The sequence below is a fragment of the Psychrobacter sp. NZS113 genome (assembly GCF_015864825.1).
Taxonomy (GTDB): Bacteria; Pseudomonadota; Gammaproteobacteria; order Pseudomonadales; family Moraxellaceae; genus Psychrobacter.
Genome location: NZ_JADYWL010000005.1, coordinates 188,649 through 207,116, shown reverse-complemented (window position 1 = coordinate 207,116; position 18,468 = coordinate 188,649). Strand labels below are relative to the sequence as shown.

Sequence of the window (18,468 nt, the reverse complement as noted above, 5' to 3'; positions counted from 1 at the left end):
ATTGACTACGCTACATTAGAATGTAATGAATGGAAGCTCACGATTATTTGTCGTTTAGAGGTTGCCATTGCAGCAATCCCTTGACTAGAAATATAGAGTCTTTAACCCAATATAAAAGCTATAACCCAACATAGTATAGTGACGCTAATACATACAACAAGGAAGCTAAATGACAGATAATAACCAAAATACCAGTGAGCAGACTTCAATGGATGCCAGTCTAGTAGCGCAAGGAGCGCCTAAAATGCTTAGTACCGCCAATACTATCGATGAGATGTACGCACAGTTTACACATCTGCAAGCACTCAGCCGGACGAAGCCAATTAATGATTGGGCAACGCGTGAGACGCAACTCGACAACTTAGAGATCATGCTCAGCGATAATCAAGTCAGTTTTGCTAAGGCAATCAATGCAGATTTTGGTTATCGCAGTGAGTCAGAGACGCAGTTTGCCGAGCTGTTTCCGAGCTTTACGGGTATCAGCCATGCCAAAAAACACGGCAAAAAATGGATGAAAACTCAGCGAGCTTCTATTTCAGCCTTGTATATGCCTGCTCACAACGAAATCCAGCCGCAGCCATTAGGTGTCGTCGGTATCATGGTGCCTTGGAACTACCCGTTGTTTTTGGCAGTAGGGCCGTTGATTGATGCGTTGACGGCGGGCAATCGGGTGATGATTAAGATGAGTGAAGCAGCACCGCAATTTGCCCAAGCGTTTGCGGATGCGGTTGCGCGGTATTTTTCTCCAGACATGGTTTGTGTGGTACTAGGCGAGGTCGATATCGCTGCTGCATTTAGCTCGTTACCATTTGATCATCTGCTGTATACAGGGTCAACGGCAGTGGGCAAAAAAGTCATGGCAGCGGCGGCGCCTAATTTGACACCAGTCACGCTTGAGCTTGGTGGCAAGTCTCCCGTGGTTGTACTGGATGATGCCAATCTAGAGTCTGTGGTCAATCGTGTGATGATGGGCAAGACGTTAAATGCTGGTCAAACCTGTATTGCACCTGACTATGTGTTGATTCAGCGTCAACACCATGAGCAGTTCATCAGTTTGGCAAAAGCATGGATGGAAAAACACTATCCTAATATTGAAAACAATCCAGATTATTCTCGCATCATCAATGGTGACCAGTTTAAACGAGTCAAAGGCTATCTAGATTCGTTGTCAGGTAACGAGATATATCCGCTTACTGCTATTGAAGCCAATATCGAAACGCGTCTAATGCCGCCAGTGATTGTGAGTGAGCCTGCGGCTGATAGTGCGGTCATGCAAAATGAAATTTTTGCACCGATACTGCCATTGATGCATTATGAGACGCTTGATGATGCAATTGCGTTTGTAAATGCACGTCCACGACCATTAGCCTTATACATTTTTGGTGATAACTATGGTGGTATCGAAAAAGTGCGTAACAACACGGTCTCTGGTGGTCTATGTATTAATGAAGTTCTGATACATGTGGCTCAGCATGATTTGCCGTTTGGCGGTGTCGGTGAATCAGGTACTGGTGTTTACCATGGCAAGGCTGGATTTGAGCGTTTAAGCCATATGAAACCAGTGTTTGTACAATCTAAACTAAACGGTCTGAATCTATTACTACCACCTTATGGAGGCTTGTTCAAAAAAGCCATGGCACTGTTTTTGAAATAGTGTTTTTAAAGCAACAGTCTTGCAAGGGCTATTGGCTATCTATTAATGATAGTAAAAAAGCATCTACTTAAGTAGGTGCTATTTTTTTGTCAAAAATATAAGTCATTTGATAAGATTTAATTGCTATTCTTCGTACTATTAGCAGAGTGACAATGGAGCTGAATAACCAAAAAATAAGCATTTGTCATCAGTCTGATAAGTCGCTACACTTTGTTATAAGTCTAGACAGAAGTATCGTGTCATCTTAGTGCCGTATCAATTATTAATAGGACACCCCATGCGCCAATGGATTGCGTTAAGCTTACTCTGTATGAGCGTGCTGTTAGTGCCAGTGTCGGCGTCAGCAGCTTGCGAGTCGCCGATTAAATTTGGCGCGCTGACATGGGAGAGTGGTCAGTTTACCTCAGGGGTGCTCAAGTACATCGCTGAAGAGGGTTACGGTTGTAAAGTCGAAGAAGTACCAGGCGCGGGTCCTGCGCTTGATACTGCGCTGTCACAGAACGATATTCAAGTCATCGGGGAGCAGTGGGTTGGCCGCTCACCAATCATGGAGCAGGCCGTTGAGCAGAATAAGGTAGCAATCATTGGCGATACGCTTAAGGGCGGTGCAACCCAAGGTTGGTATGTTCCTAAATATGTATTAGAAGAAAACCCAGATTTACGCAGTTATCAGGATCTGCCTAAATATACTGAGCTGTTTAAAGATCCTGAAGATCCTAGTCAATCACGCTTTATGAACTGTCCAACTGGTTGGACGTGCGAGATATTCAATACACGATTGCTCAAAAATACAGGTTTAGACGGTGTTTTTAATAACGTTCACCCTGGCACAGGTGCTGCGCTTGATGCCGAGATTTCATCGGCTTTTGAGCAGCATAAGCCACTCTTATTTTACTACTGGCAGCCTACGGGCCTGATGGCAAAGTATGATTTTGCGCCATTAGGTTTTCCTGCCCATAACGATGCCTGTTGGCAGGATTTGTTACTAGCAGATGGCACTATGGATTGTGTCTCTGGATTCCCTGTATCGCCTTTAGGTATTGCAGTCTCTATGCCATTTATTGAGTCTAATCCAGAGCTGGCGGATGTCTTCAAAAAAATACAGTTTAGTTCTGATGAGCTCAACGGCGCTATATTAGAGATGAGTGAAAGCAAACGTAGCGGAGAGGAGCAAGCATTGCTGTTTTTGCGTGAAAACCCAAACGTTTGGCAAAAATGGTTATCTGACGAGGCTGCTACCAATCTTGCGGCGAAGTTAGGTATCAGCTTAACAGGCGATGCTATCGACAATACGGCTGTTAATAATAACTCTGCCAATGATAACTTTGCCAGTGAGAACCAGCTCGGCCTCGCATCAAGCTTCCCCTCATGGTCACTTGAGACACCGCTCAATAACACATTGGCAAGCGTTGTTCAAAATTACGGTGACGTATTTCGTAGCATCAGTACGATGGCATTAACCTATTTATTGCTACCCATTGAGCGCCTATTAACGGTCATTCCACCATGGCTGATTATTGCGCTTGTCACAGTGTTGGGCTGGTTTGGTGTGCGTAAGGTTTGGTTTGCGCTGGCATGTGGTGCAGGGTTGTTTTTGATTGGTGCATTTGGACTATGGGGTGCATTGATTGATACTTTTGCACTGCTCATCGTATCAGTACTGGTCACCGTGGTAATTGGTATTCCTATTGGCATTGCGATGGCAGGCAGTCAGCTGCTCCGCAAGGTTGTCACACCGATACTGGATGTCATGCAGACCATGCCCAGCTTTGTCTATCTTATACCAGTACTCATGTTGTTTGGTATTGGTAAAGTGCCTGCATTGTTTGCCACCATTATTTATGCACTGCCGCCATTGATTCGTTTGACGACATTAGGGATTACGCAAGTCAATCATGAGATGGTAGAGGCGGGGCGCTCATTTGGTAGCACACATTTGCAGCTACTCATCTGGATTAAGTTACCACAAGCATTGCCTAGTATCATGGCGGGCGTCAATCAAGCAGTGATGATGTCGCTATCTATGGTGGTGCTTGCTTCTATGATTGGCGCACCTGGTCTTGGCGAAGATGTTTTGCAATCTATTCAAACCCTTAATATCGGTCAAGGCTTACAAGCTGGTACGGCGATTGTCATCGTGGCTATTATTATTGATCGTATTACGCAGGCATTTGGTCAAGGTAAGCGTGCCCGTCAAAAAACGATTGACGCGAGCAGACAATCCATTGGTTAGTAGTCTGTCCAATCATATAGGTAATGACGATCAATATTTAAAGAGAAAATAATAAAAAATACCAATAGCGAGAACCACAATGAATCATATCCGGCTAGAAAATATCAGTAAGATTTATAATGCCAGCAGTACGCAAGCGACGTCTGTGATGGCATTATTGGCTGAAGGCATGGATAGTGCTGCGGTAAAGCAGCAAACGGGCTATTCGGTTGGGCTATATGATATTAATCTAAACGTTAAAGCGGGCGAGCTACATTGTATTATGGGGCTGTCAGGCTCTGGTAAATCAACATTGATACGACATATCAATCGCTTAATCGATCCAACCAGTGGCAAGATATGGGTCGATACGAGTATCGATGCGCAGACCACTATCACAGATGACGATGCACTTGCTGCTACTCAAAAACCATCTGCTGCTATCAATGTATTAGAGCTGAATGATAAGGAGCTGCAACATTATCGCCAGCAAACCGTCAGTATGGTCTTTCAGCACTTTGGCCTTGTGCCGCATATGACGGTTATGCAAAACGTCGCTTACGGTTTACGTGTGCGAAAAATGAGTACCAAAGAGCGCCACGAGGTTGCACGGTATTGGCTAAATGAGGTGGGATTACCTAACCTAGAGCATAGCTATCCGGATGAGCTGTCAGGCGGCATGCAGCAGCGTGTGGGTCTGGCGCGTGCTTTGGCAACTGATAATCCAATCTTACTGATGGATGAGGCGTTCTCTGCACTTGACCCACTTATTCGTGCTCAATTGCAAGACCAACTACTTGAGCTACAAGAGCGGCTACACAAGACTATTGTCTTTATCACTCATGACATAGATGAAGCGGTTAAAGTCGGTCAGCGTATCAGTATCTTAAATGGTGGACGCTTAGTGCAAACGGGCACGCCCGATGACTTACGCCACAACCCAGCGGATGACTATGTCGCACAGTTCATGCGTGCTAAAGCGTAAAGCATATTCAATATTTATTGATAGGTTTGTGCGATATTTAAATGAAAGATGTGAGTAATCGTAGTAATTCTGCTGCAATTAATCGCGAACTCTGAAATAAACGGCAAACTTCGTTATACTTGACGGCTTGTTAATGACTCTTCATCTATTATTATTCGCATATGATGTCGCTTTGAGTATTAGGTGGCGTTTATTTCTTATTTTTGTGTTTTTTAAGGCCATAGCATGACTGCTACCTATGCACCTATTATTACCTCGTTACTTGATAACGACTTGTATAAATTTACTATGTTACAAGCCATGCTGCATCAGTTTCCACAAACGCATGGTGTTTACCGCTTTCGCTGCCGTAATAATGAAGATACTGTCTATCCACTGGCTGATATTAAAGAACAACTAGAGAAACAGCTAGATAGTCTGTGTGAGCTGCGATTTTTAGAAGACGAGTTGGACTACTTGCGCAGTTTACGTTTTATGCGTTCAGATTTCGTTGATTATCTAGAGCTGTTTAAACTCAAACGTCGTTTTATCACTGTCAGTACCGATGCAGAAGGTCGCTTGTTTATCGATATTGAAGGGCCGATGATTCAAGCGATGTTTTTTGAAGTATTCGTCTTAGCCATTGTCAATGAACTATATTTTGATGCGTTATCAAGTGATACTGTCATTAAAGAAGGTCAGCGTAGACTAGATGAAAAAGTCGCACTGTTGCATCAATATGCAGTAGAGCAGACGAAAGAAAACGGTGATACGCCACCGTTTATTGTCGCAGATTTCGGTACTCGTAGACGTTTTAGCAAGGCGTGGCAAGCGCATGTGGTGCAGACGTTATATCACGCTGAACCAAAAATAGTCAGTGGCACATCCAACGTTTATCTGGCAAAGAAATTAGGTATGACGCCAATCGGTACCATGGCGCACGAGTTTATGCAGGCATTTCAGGCACTAGATGTGCGTTTACGTGATTCACAGAAAGCCGCGCTTGAAGCATGGGTGCATGAGTATCGTGGTGATTTGGGTATTGCATTGACCGATGTCGTTGGGATGGATGCATTCCTACGAGATTTTGATTTGTATTTTGCCAAGCTATTCGACGGCTTACGTCATGATAGCGGTGACCCCTATATCTGGGGTGATAAAGCGATTGCTCATTATGAGAAGTTAAAGATAGATCCAAAAACTAAAATACTCACCTTTAGTGATGGTTTGAATCTTGACAAGGCTTGGGAGCTGCATCAATACTTTAAGGATCGCATTAGAACCAGCTTTGGTATTGGCACCAATCTCACCAATGATATGGGTATCACACCGATTAATATTGTGCTCAAATTGGTTGAGTGTAACGGGCAACCAGTGGCTAAACTCTCTGATAGCCCAGGCAAGACCATGATCAATAATGACACGTATCTTGCCTATCTTCGCCAAGTCTTTGAGGTGGATGAACCGGAGTAAGTGTAACTTAGCTGTCTACTTCATCAGATTTAACGTCTTCAGCAAAGGCGGCATCTAGTGCTTGTTGTACCGCATTAATACGGGTTTCGCACACGCGATAAGCCGCAATCGACTCTTCAACTGTTGTCATCAAATTATCAATGTCAGGCTCGTCTTGCTGCTGTAATTCAGCTGCATTGGTTTTTAAAATATCATAAGCCGCCTTAAAGGTTTTTGGGGCGGCTTTTTTACGTCGACGAGTAGGGGTAGTCATAAAGTTTCCTAATTTTAAAGGTAAGATAAATAGATGGGTAATCGTTAGATATTATTATGTCGTTAAGTTGGAATGTCTGAGGTTTCCGACGCTTTTTGATTCGTATTGACATCAATAATCTGCGCTTTTGCTTTGCCGTCTTTTAGGATGATATGCACAGTTTGCTCAGGAGATAACTGGGTGCTACTGGTCAGTATCTGCTTTTCTTTTGTGTCAGTCAGCATGGTATAACCTTGCTTAAGCACACGAGATGGTCTATGCAGTAGCACAATGTCACGTAGAAGCTCACTGTCACGCTGTGCTTGTACGACTTGTTGCTGAGCACTCTGCATAACAGATTTCTGATGATTCTGACTATAAGTAGCAGCGGTTACTAACTGCTGATCGGCAGAGGTTTGTGTTTGTACATGCAGCTCGCTTGTCAGTCTGATGGCTTGCTTTACTTGGCGCTGTGCGCTTTGCTGAATATTGCGCCATGCATAATCACTGTCTTTTCTCAAGGACGTTAGCTGTCCAATCGTTTGTGACTGTATTTGGCTCAACTGTCGTGATGTTTGCTGCTCGGCAGTATTCAGTTGACGCTGAGCGGCTTGTTTGATTTGCGCTTGATACTGTAGTGTCTGAGAGACGAGTTGCGCCAAATGACTGCTAATCGCAGCGATGACTTTCGAGGGCGTGTCAAAGCTTGTGTGCGCGACTTCATCTAAGATGACTTTGTCACGTTCATGCCCAATACCCACCCATACAGGCATCGACTGCTCAGCGACTAAAGCGGCCAGTTCATAATCATTGAGATAGGCCAAATCACCAACGGCACCGCCGCCGCGAATAATGACTAATAAATCTGGTAGTCGCTGATATGTGTCATAGAATTGCTGTTGAGCACTAACGATGGCTTGACGAATCTCCGCAGGCGCATGATTGCCTTGAAAAGTGGCGTTATGGTAATGGAAGTGACAAGCACCCGTACTTGCTAAGCGATCAGCATCTGCTTGAAAATCTCCTAGCCCAGCGGCTTTTTCAGGCGCAATGACAAGGACATGCTCTATATCAAACGGGACAGGCAGTTGCTGATTGAGATGCAATAAGCCTTCGCCTGTTAGACGGTCGACCATCTCCGCATATTGTCGTGCCAGATCACCTAGAGTATAGCTAGGGTCGATGTCTTCAATAGTGAGTGAGAAGCCATATTGCGCATGGAAACCTGCTGATACTTTTAATAAAACCGTCAAATCACGATCGAGTGGCATACCCGTTGCGCGCTCAAACTTTGCTAAGACACGTGCCGCTTTAAATCGCCAAAGATTGCCACGGCAGCTGGCAATAACTTTACCGTCATCGTCTTTCTCTGCCAGTTCAAAGTAATAATGTCCGCCTTTGCTAGACAGGTTACGAATCTCTGCTTTTACCCATACGCGGTGATTAAAGGTCTGTTTGATCACCATATCAACCGCTGATAAGTAGTCGCTCAGACGCAATACGGTATCTTCTAAGTTGACCTCAAGGTTGTTTTCTTGCTCAGCCAGTTCGGCCTCTAAAGTCGCCAAATCTTTAGCAGGCGTTATCACTTTCGCTTGTTTGATACTTGAAAGATTGGGTTTGCGCATAAATAGTAGACCGAAGATGATGAAAGCTTAAAAGCAAGTTGTTTATTGATTTTTTATAGACAGATTGTTTATTAGATTGACTAGAAGCTGTTGTGTGTTAGTTAGGGTAGTTTACCCCAAAAGCGTACACACAAAAAGAGAAGCCAGTAATTCTGCGATAAGAATAATATATTAATCTTATCGCAGAATTACTGGCCAAATACTAAATAGTAATTATTTTTTGATGATGCTGACTTTATTGGCAGCGGAAATTAATCATATATTCGTAGTCGTCATCACGTGACAACTCTGGTGAGCCTGTGCCAAAAATTGACCCGACGACCGCACCCACTTGTCCAACCATACGGCCAGTACGTTCATCTAAAATGCCGTTATAAGTCACTGTATCATCGACAATAATGACTTGCTTGCTTTGGCAGGTTTTTTGCGCGCTGTCTATCGCATTTTGCTGTGCTTTTACTTTGGTCTCTGCGATGCCAGTGGTCTCATAAATAGAGTTGGCGCGCTGTATGACGGGTGACGAAGGTATACTTTGGCAAGCACTCAAGGCGAGTGCCGCAGCCATAGTCGCGGTCAAGGTAGCAGTTTTATTAGAAGTATTCATAAGTGGTTTTCAATCCCTGTCAGTCGAACATAAATATCAATGTTAAGCAGATATTGTGTGAGCAATATATCAACTAATGTTTTGCTCTATAACTCTTATGAATCTAACCTATTCGACTCTTGGCTGTCTAGGCGGTTCTTGTGTTCTATATTGCGGGGACATTTCATAACTACTTTCTCTATTTGGCTATAATCTATCTCGTTTTTATCACCACTTTTAAAATGAGCATACACCCTGATATTATGGATACAGCCAATGCTAGCCATGCATCATTCGTCAAAAATTTAAAAAAGCCGTCCTTGGTCACAGCAAATCACTTGAAATAAAAACCATATCTAGGATAATTGAGCCATTCACTCTTAATTAATAAGTAATTGTATGCAATTGATTCCTGCTCCTGCTGGCGTGCTAGAAGTTGACGCACTATGGCAACAAGATAACCCTAACGATCCAAACACCGATACCGTGGCATTACTTTGCCATCCAAATCCGCTATTTGACGGTACGATGAACAACAAAGTAGTCACGACCATGTATCGTTTTGCCCGTGACAATGGGATGCATGTCGTGCGTTTTAACTTTCGCGGCGTAGGGCAGTCAACTGGTGAGCATGATTATGCTGAAGGGGAAGTGGTGGATGCAATGACCGTGCTACAATGGATTGCTGAGCAGACCAATGCACGCAAGTTATGGCTTGGTGGTTTTTCTTTTGGTGGTTATGTGACAGCGCGTGTGGCTGAGCAAGTAATCGAGGCATCCCATATATGGGGGCTAAGTGACTTTGAAGTGTCAAACGTTGCGTTAATCGCACCGTCGGTTGAAAAAAACGACAGCAGTGACATTAGCTTGCCTGCTGATAAAACCTTTGAGATTTATGGCAATGCGGATGAAGTCATTGACCCTGATAATATGCAGGAATTTGCTGATCGACTGGGTATTCCTGTGAGCATTGTGGACGGGGCAGGTCACTTTTTTCACGGACGCTTGTCAGAATTAAAGGGCCTATTAGAAAAGCATACTTCTGATAGCAATACATAGCCATTATCAATTGATATGAAATCCGCTATTAATTCATGAGCTTTGGTCGCCCCATTTTGATGAGTTCACGCAGAACTAATTATTACCTTACTATTTATTTCCTCTAATGATGAGTCGTATTATGAGTTTATCTCCATTGCAACGTTACGAGCAAGCCGTCAGTACAGATGAGTTTACTCAAGATGAGCAACAATTCAAGGCCATGAGCTATCTTGATGAGATATATCATCAGCTCATCAATAGTGCGCCACAAAAGAAAAGCTTTTTTAGCTTTTTAAAAGCTAAGCCTGTAGCACCCACAGGCCTGTATATGTGGGGCGGCGTAGGTCGTGGTAAAACATGGATGATGGACATGTTTTACGATTCATTGACCATTGACCGCAAGATGCGCCTGCATTTTCATCACTTTATGCAACGTGTGCATCAAGAGCTACACAAGCTACAAGGCGAGAGTGACCCATTAGAGAAAGTGGCTGATATTATCTATGAAGAGGCAGTCATTATTTGTTTTGATGAATTCTTTGTATCCAACGTCTCTGATGCCATGATTTTGGGCGATTTGTTCACTATGCTATTCAACCGTGGTATCACGTTGGTCGCTACCTCGAATATTGAGCCGTCGGGACTGTATAAAGATGGTTTGCATCGTGACCGTTTTATGCCAGCTATTGCTGAAGTTGAACGCCATACCACAGTGATGAACATCGACTCTGGTATTGACTATCGTTTGCGCGTTTTACAACAGGCAGAGCTATATGAGTCGCCTATGACCAAAGCCAACCATCATTGGTTAGCCAACCGTTTTGCTAGCTTGTCTAATAATCAGAAAATCAGTAATGAGCCGATTACCATCAACGGACGCGAAATCAGAATCAATGCTCGCACCGAAGATATTCTATTTTGCGATTTCCGTCATTTGTGTATGGAGCCACGTTCGGCATCTGATTTTATTGAAATCGCTAAGCAGTTCAATACGGTATTGGTCAATGCCGTGCCAGCATTAGATGATGACTTACGTGATCCGACGCGCCGTTTTATCTACTTGGTCGATGAATTTTATGATCGCCGTGTAAAACTGTTGGTGCGAGCAGAACAGTCTATCTTGGATTTGTACCAAGGAGAAAAGCTAGCGTTCGAGATTGAGCGCACACGCTCGCGCTTGCTTGAGATGCAATCGGAAGATTACTTGCGCATGGAACATCGTGTAGAAGTTGCTGCCTAGCTGTACAGTTGAGGCCTTCTTATAGTCGTATCATCTAAGCAATAACATTTAAGCACTAGTATCTAAGCCATGACATTTAATATTTCCCAATCACACCACTCAATACTGGCTGACATGGATTCATTCGGTATTGAGCACTGCCTGACAGTATTAAGTACAAATAAAAGTATGAGTTTTCTGAACGAAAAATAATAATAAATAAGGAACGATAATGACGACATCTGACAACAATGATAAAAAACTGTCTATCAAAGACGTAACCACTGATAATATGCCAATTACTAGTGAAGAAATGATTGGTTGGATCAACTCACGACGTAGCATGGGGAATCTGGATGCACCAGCACCCACGCATGCGCAGGTCGAAACAGCGATTGAATGTGCGGCAACAGCACCAGATCATAAGAAGCTCCAACCATGGCGTTTCATCGTCACTGAAGGCGATGCTCGTCATGAGCTAGGTAACGCTTTAGCAGAAGCTACCCAAGCGAAAGCGGTGCAAGAAGGAGAAGAGCTGTCTAAAAAAGACCTTGAAAAAGCTCATAATATGCCTTTACGTGCGCCTATGATTATTACTGTCGTTACCAAAATACAAGCGCACAAAAAAGTTCCTCCTTTTGAGCAAATGCTAAGTGCTGGTGCGGCTGTTCAAAATCTTATTTTGGCGTTAAAAGCACAAGGGTTTAGTACGGTATGGCGTACTGGATTGTTGTGTAACGAACCAGCTGTCAAAGCCTACTTTGATGTCGGTCCAGATGATTATGTCACGGCTTTTGTTTATACTGGTACCAGTCCTAAAGACGAGGCACCACGTAAAGCCATTGATATTGAGTCGCTGGTTCGGTTTGAGTCATAGTGACTCTGAGCCTCATCCATATTAGCCAAAAAAACAAGATAGCCTCAGCACCCAAAATGCCTAAGTCATGATACGTTCTATTAATAATAAGTCAGTCAACATGGATAAAAGAATATGACCAGCCCCAATAATAGCCATAAAAAAACCAGTCACGAAAATAGCGAAACAGATAAGAATACGCCAGAAAAGCAAAACAGTCTGCTGGCAGGTATCATCGAGCGTGCAACCAAATCAGGTATTGGCCGTAAAAAGCTGAATCCTAGTGCGGTAGAGTCCGCAGTGGCAAAAAACATGGCGGATATTCACAGTAATCCTACCAAGCTGCGTTTGGCATTTTTAGGTGGGGGCAGTTTTGGTACGGCAATGGCAAATTTGGCGGCACGCAATGGCTGTGATACCACACTATGGGTACGTAATAAACGCACTGTAAAAGCGATGGCAAAGACCCAAACCAATAAAAAATACTTGCCAGGTTATAAGCTTGATGATCGTCTCAAATACAGCCATGATTTGGCGGCATCAGTCAAAGACAAAGATATTATTTTTATTGCTGTGCCAGGTTTGGCATTTCGTGAAACCTTAAAAAATATTGCGCCATTTATCAGTGGACAGTCTATTGTGTCATTGACCAAAGGGATGGAAAAAGACACCTTTGCAATGATGAGTGATATTATTAAAGAGGTTTTGCCAGAAGTGAATTTTGGCGTCATGTCAGGGCCAAACCTTGCAATAGAAATCATGAAGAATATGCCGTCTGCTACGGTGATTGCTAGTGAGTCTGAGCCATTACGCCATGCAGTACAAGCCGCGCTACACAGTGCATTCTTTCGGGTGTTTGCCAGTGATGATGTCAAAGGTGTTGAGCTAGGCGGTGCGCTCAAAAACATCTATGCGATTGCAATGGGTATGGCAGCGGCCTACGATGTCGGTGAAAACACCAAAGCGATGATATTGACTCGTGCCTTAGCAGAGATGAGTCGTTTTGGCGTGGAAGCGGGTGCGAATCCATTGACGTTTTTAGGATTGTCTGGCGTTGGTGATTTATACGCCACTTGTAGCTCAGAGTTGAGTCGCAATTACCGTATCGGCAATATGCTTGGCCGTGGTATGAGCATCGATGCAGCAGTGAAAAAACTTGGTCAGACGGCTGAAGGGGTCAACACCATTCAGCAAGTGCATGAGAAAGCCACCAAAGATGGTATTTACATGCCTATTACGCATGCGCTTTATGCAGTTATTTATGAAGATAAAGCAGCATTGGGTGTGGCATTGCATCTCATGGAAGCAGGGTTCCGCAGTGATGTCGAATTTGTTATGGCGCATGACCACAGCAATGCAGCGCTTACCGCGCAAATGAAGACATCAAGCGACAGCACTGATGATAAAAGTGGCGATACTGACAGTAAATAAAAACCCCAATGTTAAATGATGACGTTGTTTCAAGAGTGGTTATTCTAAAAACAACGTCATCATGACAATGCATAAAGGAAGGTTATGAAAATTATACTCGTTCGTCATGGTCAAGCAGAAGATGAATCGCGCCCAGACAGCGCGCGCCAGTTAACGAATTTTGGTCAACAGCAAGCCATACAAACGGCAGAGTATGTGACGACTCATTACAATCCCGATTACTTTGTCGTCAGCCCTTACGACAGAGCGCAGCAGACACTAGCTGAGTTTCAGTCGAGAGCACCTACAGTACCATCGGTCGTATTAAAAAACATTACTCCTTCTGATGATGCGCGTCAGGCTCTCATAGATTTGGCTAATATTGAAGCCGAGTGTTTGGTCGTTGTGTGTCATATGTCTATCGTTGCTTATATCGCTAGTCTACTCACAGGTGATTATCCTGAGTCGTTTTCTTTGGCAGAAGCCAGAGTGTTTGAGATGGAGTTTGTGATGATGGGGATGGCAACTGAGATCAATCGCTTTGTACCTGAGCAGCCTTACTAAGGCTCTTTATTCATTGGCTTTTTCAGGCTATTAATAAATCATTGGTGCCATGTTTCCCATTAGGCCGTATCATACGAAAGTTCAAAAAAACTCTGTTTATGCCAGTAGTTCATGATGAACATAAAACCGATACGCAAAGCAATATCCATCACAAACTCTTAAAAGAATTCAGAGCAAATAAGCCCACTCAAAGACAAACGTTCACTATTTTATACCAATATGTTCTATGAGCATGCGTTATATTCCAACAAGGTATTATGAATACATCGCTCTCAAATCACTGTTTATCATGAGACTCATTGAAAAGCAGCTCGTTTGCTACCATCAAATAGTGATTAGTTACTGTTAATTATGGAACTTTACTATGAATTATTCTCCTAATCACAATTCTGATGATCCTTTGCAAAAACAGACGAAAACAGCTGATAACAGTCATCATGAATCAGGTGGGGCTAGTTTTAATAATGAGCGGTCTAATTATAGTGTGTCTCAGCAACGACAAGATAATACGATGAGCGACAGTATGAATAACGACAAGCGCCGTTCTCTCACCACTTATAACCACATTACTTATTTTTTATACGTGATTAGCTATTTCACTGCTGGGTTATTGTGGATTGTGCCGATTGTGATGAACTATGCCAAGCGTCACGATGCAGATGGAACATGGCTGGCCACACATTTTGATTGGCAGATTAAGACTTTTTGGTACAGCATTGTTTTATTTGTCATTGGTATTATGATTATAACTTTTGCTTTGGGTGGCTTTGGTGTCAGCATGTTGGCTGATAGTGATCATATCGCTATTGGCTCGTTACTGTTAGCCGCATTTGGTTTTTTAATTATGATATTTACCTTTGTCTGGCATCTATACCGTATCGTACGTGGTTGGATAGCACTAACGGATGGTCGTCCTGTGCCTTGATAGTCCGTTAGTCGTTACTTATCTATTAGGCTGTGGTTTTAATATAGAAATTTACCGTATGAAACTTTGCTCTTATTTCTGTTAAGCTGATATAATCGCAGCGCCTGATTTCATTCGCACTTTTCATTCACTATTTCTTTTTAGCAGGGTCTGTCATTACTATGTCTTATGCCTTACTTCGTCCTTTTTTCTTTAAGATGGATCCCGAGCACGCCCACGAGATGACCTTGTCCTTATTGGATAAAGCTCATAAAGCGCGTGTGTTAGGTTTGGTGTACGGTCAGTCGATGCAGCCTACAGACTGTATGGGTTTACAGTTTTCTAATCCAGTAGGCTTAGCCGCAGGATTGGATAAAAACGGTGATTATATTGATGCCTTGGCTGAGTTAGGATTTGGTTTTATAGAAGTAGGAACGGTCACACCGAGGCCACAGATAGGTAATGATAAGCCAAGATTGTTTAGAATAAAGCAAGCAGATGCCATTATTAACCGTATGGGCTTTAATAACCAAGGCGTCGATTATCTAATCGAAAATGTCAAACGTTGCAAATACAAAGGCAATATTGGCATTAATATTGGTAAAAATGCCGATACGCCAGTAGAGCAGGCAGCAGATGATTACGTCTATTGTTTAGAGCGTGCTTACCCGCATGCCTCTTATATCACTGTTAATATCTCTTCGCCAAACACCAAAAACTTACGTGATTTGCAAAGTGGTGAAGCATTGACTCAGCTTTTAGATACCATCAAAAACCGTCATAGCCAATTGGCGACCGAATATGGTTTTTATGTGCCATTGGTACTGAAAGTTGCCCCTGATTTAGAGCCTCTACAAGTAGACTATATCTCACAGCAGCTGATAGATTTTGAGATTGATGGTTTGATTGCGACCAATACGACTCTTAGCCGTGTCGGCGTAGAAGACTTACGTGATGGTGATCAAATGGGTGGTCTATCTGGTCGTCCAGTGAGCCATATTAGTACTCAGATTTTACAACAGTTTTCTGATCAGTTGGATGGTAAGGTCGCGCTGATCGGTGTCGGTGGTATCGATAGCGGTGCTAAAGCCGTCAAGAAGATTCAGGCCGGCGCAGACATGGTACAGCTTTATACAGGGCTTATCTATCGTGGACCTGGATTGGTACAGTCTTGTATTCAGGCAATCGGTGGTTATTATGATGCCATGGAAAGCTAGACTGTCCATCAACCTATTATAAATTGAATGCTCAAAGATTAACCTTGTCATAAACACTTAAGTAAATACTTGATAAAAAACTATAGAGTATGAGGCACAGAAAATGAGTGGTCTGGATATTGTGATTGCTATCGTTGTCTTGGTTGGTTTATGGCGAGGCTTTCAAGTAGGACTGATTAAGACAGCCATTGGCTTAGTCGGTTGGTTGATTGCGCTGGTCGCTGCTACGCGTCTGGCAGGTGTTGTGTCGCCTCAATTAGCAGGTATCGTAGAAAATCCTGTCTTACAGATGGCAATGGCATTTCTATTAGTGGTGATTGTGATATTAGCCATCATGCATACAGTTGCGTTTGTATTTTCAGGGGTGCTCAAGACTTTACGTCTGGATATCGTTGATAAGATGGCAGGCGGCGTCCTTGGTGCGGCTAAAAATGTATTGATGGTCTTAGTCGTTCTGAGTGTCAGTGCGCCGCTATTAGTCCAGATGCCGCAATGGCAAACCTCAGTGCTCGCACCAGAGCTAATGCCTTATGCACCGATGGGTAAAGCATTGGTATCAGACGTGCTTGGCATGGCTTGGGATCAAGTCAATCAGTCATAATATAGTCGATTATATTTCTAAGACTTAACGTTATGATTTCTATCATGTCTTTTTTACCATTCAAGCTTTTATAGCATCAATAGCATCAATAGCATCAATAGCATCAATAGCATCAATAGCATCAATAGCATCGTATTCGACATTCATTCTTGAAAAAATAATTTTTGATAGCAGTTAAGGTTCATAAATCAGCATCAGTGAATTATGGATGCTTATTTTTGAAAACTGAAAAGATAAATGCTTGTTTAATGTTTCGTAAATATCATCAGGTCGACGGTGAGTGGCAGCACGCATTTTAGATAGCGTGCCGTCTAATTTTTTGCCGTTATTGTAGTACTAATGTATGGGTCAAAATAGGATATAGCTATTATGTGTGGAGTCATTGGAGTTGCAGCTCACGAACCAGTCAATCAGATACTTTATGACGGTTTGACGATGCTACAGCATCGCGGGCAAGATGCAGCAGGTATTGTCACTTTGCAAGATGGACGACTCTATCTACGTAAAGAAAATGGCATGGTACGTGACGTGTTTATGAATCGTCATATGATGAAATTGGTTGGTAAATTCGGTATCGGTCACGTTCGTTACCCAACAGCAGGCACGTCAAGCAGTGCCGAAGCTCAACCATTTTATGTCAACTCACCTTATGGTATTACCCTTGCGCACAATGGTAATTTGACCAATGCTGAGAGCTTGGCCAAGTCTTTGTACATCGAAGATCGCCGCCATCTTAATACCGATTCAGATTCTGAAGTACTCTTGAACGTACTGGCCCATGAAATGCAGAATTTGGGTAAAACCAAAGCAACGCCTGCTGATATCTTTGAAGCAGTCACGGCTGTATATGGCCGTGTCGAAGGCGCTTATGGTGTTGTCGCCCTTATTACTGGTCATGGCTTACTTGCCTTTCGTGACCCGAACGGTATCCGTCCGCTTATCTATGGTAAGCGTATGGCTCCAAATGGCGGCACCGAGTATATGGTCGCTTCAGAATCGGTCGCATTGACAGGATCTGGATTTACGATCATTCGTGATGTCAAACCAGGCGAAGCTATCTTTATTGACCTCGATCATAAAATACATACCCATCAGTGCGTAGAGCAAAAAGAATATACACCATGTATCTTTGAGTATGTTTATTTTGCCCGTCCAGATTCAATCATGGACAATATCTCAGTTTATAAAGCCCGCTTACGTATGGGTGAAAAACTGGCAGATAAGATCATGAATGAATGGGGCGAAGATCACGATATCGATGTGGTTATTCCTATTCCAGATACCTCGCGTACTTCAGCGATGGAGTTGGCGCTTAAGATGAATGTTAAGTACCGTGAAGGGTTTATGAAAAACCGCTATATCGGTCGTACCTTCATCATGCCAGGTCAGCAACAACGCAAAAAATCTGTTCGCCAGAAACTCAGCGCTGTGCCGTTAGAATTCAAAGGTAAAAACGTACTGTTGGTCGATGACTCGATTGTTCGTGGTACGACGTGTCATGAAATCATTCAAATGGCTCGAGACGCTGGTGCCAATAAAGTATTTTTTGCGAGTGCTGCGCCACCGGTTAAGTATCCAAACGTGTATGGTATCGATATGCCAGTACGTAGCGAGCTAATTGCTTCAGGTCATACGGTTGAAGAAGTGCGTGAAATCATCGGTGCTGATCGCTTGATTTTCCAAGACTTGGATGACTTGATTGATGCAGTAAAAGATACCAAGCATAGCAAAGTTGAAGGCTTTGATTGTGCCGTATTTAATGGTTGCTATATCACTGGTCAAATCAATGAAGCCTATCTTGATCATCTACAAGAGCAGCGTAATGACACGGCTAAGACAGGTAAAAAAGGCGTGCAAATAGTGGCTGATACCCCCGTCGATATGATGGGTGTTGAAGAGCTTTAAGAAGC

General features: G+C 43.2%; 16 protein-coding genes. 13 read left to right on the top strand and 3 right to left on the bottom strand.

Annotated features, from left to right (window positions below; translation table 11 throughout):
• Positions 1 to 208 precede the first annotated feature (208 nt).
• The 4 genes from I6E61_RS09325 to pncB all read left to right on the top strand — a co-directional run bounded on the left by I6E61_RS09325 (position 209) and on the right by pncB (position 6,303).
• Positions 209 to 1,654 carry a coniferyl aldehyde dehydrogenase gene (locus I6E61_RS09325; protein WP_227685776.1) on the top strand — a complete coding sequence of 482 codons (1,446 nt, stop codon included), beginning with the start codon at positions 209 to 211 and terminating at the stop codon, positions 1,652 to 1,654.
• 277 nt (positions 1,655 to 1,931) lie between these two features.
• Positions 1,932 to 3,887: a glycine betaine ABC transporter substrate-binding protein gene (locus I6E61_RS09320; protein ID WP_197133620.1), complete on the top strand. Its 1,956-nt coding sequence runs from the start codon at positions 1,932 to 1,934 to the stop codon at positions 3,885 to 3,887.
• Between the two features lie 79 nt (positions 3,888 to 3,966).
• On the top strand, positions 3,967 to 4,851 hold the full coding sequence (locus I6E61_RS09315) for an ATP-binding cassette domain-containing protein (protein ID WP_197133617.1): 885 nt from the start codon (positions 3,967 to 3,969) through the stop codon (positions 4,849 to 4,851).
• A gap of 225 nt (positions 4,852 to 5,076) precedes the next feature.
• Positions 5,077 to 6,303 carry a nicotinate phosphoribosyltransferase gene (gene pncB, locus I6E61_RS09310; protein WP_197133613.1) on the top strand — a complete coding sequence of 409 codons (1,227 nt, stop codon included), beginning with the start codon at positions 5,077 to 5,079 and terminating at the stop codon, positions 6,301 to 6,303.
• 7 nt (positions 6,304 to 6,310) lie between these two features.
• On the opposite strand, the gene xseB is transcribed toward pncB, so the two are convergent.
• The 3 genes from xseB to I6E61_RS09295 form a co-directional block, all read right to left on the bottom strand.
• The gene (gene xseB, locus I6E61_RS09305) at positions 6,311 to 6,556 is read right to left on the bottom strand and encodes an exodeoxyribonuclease VII small subunit (protein WP_110923007.1); all 246 of its coding nucleotides are present in this window, start codon (positions 6,554 to 6,556) and stop codon (positions 6,311 to 6,313) included.
• A 62-nt stretch (positions 6,557 to 6,618) separates the two neighbouring features.
• Positions 6,619 to 8,163 (bottom strand): exodeoxyribonuclease VII large subunit, encoded by a 1,545-nt coding sequence (xseA, locus tag I6E61_RS09300; RefSeq protein ID WP_197133610.1) that lies wholly within the window; start codon positions 8,161 to 8,163, stop codon positions 6,619 to 6,621.
• Positions 8,164 to 8,398: 235 nt separating this feature from the next.
• Positions 8,399 to 8,767: a hypothetical protein gene (locus I6E61_RS09295; RefSeq protein WP_197133608.1), complete on the bottom strand. Its 369-nt coding sequence runs from the start codon at positions 8,765 to 8,767 to the stop codon at positions 8,399 to 8,401.
• A gap of 378 nt (positions 8,768 to 9,145) precedes the next feature.
• Here I6E61_RS09295 and I6E61_RS09290 point away from each other — a divergent pair, with 378 nt between their 5' ends.
• The 9 genes from I6E61_RS09290 to purF all read left to right on the top strand — a co-directional run bounded on the left by I6E61_RS09290 (position 9,146) and on the right by purF (position 18,463).
• A complete protein-coding gene (locus I6E61_RS09290; protein ID WP_197133604.1) occupies positions 9,146 to 9,805 on the top strand; it encodes an alpha/beta hydrolase in 660 nt (219 codons plus the stop codon).
• Positions 9,806 to 9,926: 121 nt separating this feature from the next.
• A complete protein-coding gene (zapE, locus tag I6E61_RS09285; protein ID WP_197133602.1) occupies positions 9,927 to 11,027 on the top strand; it encodes a cell division protein ZapE in 1,101 nt (366 codons plus the stop codon).
• Positions 11,028 to 11,238: 211 nt separating this feature from the next.
• Positions 11,239 to 11,883 carry a nitroreductase gene (locus tag I6E61_RS09280; protein WP_197133600.1) on the top strand — a complete coding sequence of 215 codons (645 nt, stop codon included), beginning with the start codon at positions 11,239 to 11,241 and terminating at the stop codon, positions 11,881 to 11,883.
• A 114-nt stretch (positions 11,884 to 11,997) separates the two neighbouring features.
• Entirely contained in the window at positions 11,998 to 13,293 is a 1,296-nt protein-coding gene (locus I6E61_RS09275; RefSeq protein WP_197133598.1) for an NAD(P)H-dependent glycerol-3-phosphate dehydrogenase, read from the top strand.
• 84 nt (positions 13,294 to 13,377) lie between these two features.
• A complete protein-coding gene (locus tag I6E61_RS09270; RefSeq protein WP_197133597.1) occupies positions 13,378 to 13,836 on the top strand; it encodes a histidine phosphatase family protein in 459 nt (152 codons plus the stop codon).
• Between the two features lie 364 nt (positions 13,837 to 14,200).
• Complete coding sequence (locus tag I6E61_RS09265) at positions 14,201 to 14,761, top strand: hypothetical protein (RefSeq protein WP_227685751.1); 561 nt, start codon at positions 14,201 to 14,203, stop codon at positions 14,759 to 14,761.
• A 161-nt stretch (positions 14,762 to 14,922) separates the two neighbouring features.
• Positions 14,923 to 15,957 (top strand): quinone-dependent dihydroorotate dehydrogenase, encoded by a 1,035-nt coding sequence (locus tag I6E61_RS09260; protein ID WP_197133595.1) that lies wholly within the window; start codon positions 14,923 to 14,925, stop codon positions 15,955 to 15,957.
• A 103-nt stretch (positions 15,958 to 16,060) separates the two neighbouring features.
• Positions 16,061 to 16,558, top strand: coding sequence for a CvpA family protein (locus tag I6E61_RS09255; protein WP_110922998.1), 498 nt, complete (start codon positions 16,061 to 16,063; stop codon positions 16,556 to 16,558).
• 369 nt (positions 16,559 to 16,927) lie between these two features.
• Positions 16,928 to 18,463: an amidophosphoribosyltransferase gene (gene purF / locus I6E61_RS09250; RefSeq protein WP_197133593.1), complete on the top strand. Its 1,536-nt coding sequence runs from the start codon at positions 16,928 to 16,930 to the stop codon at positions 18,461 to 18,463.
• Positions 18,464 to 18,468: the final 5 nt, after the last annotated feature.